This is a genomic window from Arthrobacter sp. MDT2-34-1, assembly GCF_059091365.1.
The window spans coordinates 1-961 of the sequence record NZ_JBNHGO010000051.1; the positions used below are offsets into that span (position 1 = coordinate 1).

Sequence of the window (961 nt, forward strand, 5' to 3'; positions counted from 1 at the left end):
CAGACAGATTCCCCCATGGAGGCGGCTACGCCTCCGCCTCGGGCGCGCTGCCGCCGTCGGCTTTGTTCACAACCTCGCCGTTGCGGCGCCGTGTGCGGGTGCGGCTCCGCCGCGGACGCGACGGCGTTCCAGCGTCGCCGGTGGCCTCGGCCTGGGCGGCCTGCGCGGCACCGGCCTGCGCGGCACCGGCCTCAGCGGCCGCGGACTCGCCCGAACCCGCGGCGGGACGACGACGGCGGCGCTGGCTTGCCTCGGAACGTGAGCTTTCGCTGCGGGAACCTTCGGACCGGCCGCCCCGGCGGTCGCCCGACCGGACCCCAGTCCGGGACCCACCCGGCTTCTTCCCGGTTTCGCCCAGATCCTCGATCGCCTCGGCGTCCAGACCGGCCAGCTTCCGCTTGCTCCTGGGCAGCCGTCCCTTGGTGCCCTCCGGGATGTCCAGGTCGGTGTAGAGGTGCGGAGAGGAGGAGTAGGTCTCGACCGGTTCCGGTACATCCAGGCCCAGGGCCTTGTTGATCAGGGACCAGCGGGGCACGTCCTCCCAGTCCACGAAAGTGACCGCCGTGCCCTTGTTGCCCGCGCGGCCAGTGCGGCCCACACGGTGCAGGTAGGTCTTCTCATCCTCGGTGCACTGGAAGTTGATGACATGCGTGACGTCGTCGACGTCGATGCCGCGGGCGGCGACATCGGTGGCCACCAGGACATCGATCTTGTCGCTGCGGAAGGCACGCAGGGCCTGCTCACGGGCGCCCTGGCCCAGGTCGCCGTGGATGGCAGCGGCTGCGAATCCGCGGGAAACCAGTTCATCGGACAGCTTCGCCGCCGTGCGCTTGGTCTTGGTGAAGATGATGGTCTTGCCCCGGCCGCGGGCCTGCAGGATGCGGGCCACCACCTCGTCCTTGTCCAGGCTGTGTGCCCGGTAGACCAGCTGCCGGATATCCTTCTTGGTCATGCCCCCGTC

Annotated in this window: 1 protein-coding gene; it reads right to left on the minus strand. The window is 70.2% G+C overall.

The window, feature by feature from the left end; genetic code table 11:
- Window positions 1–25 precede the first annotated feature (25 nt).
- The coding region (locus AC5RVV_RS17535; protein WP_494002632.1) for a helicase-related protein at window positions 26–961 on the minus strand (936 nt) is incomplete at its 5' end.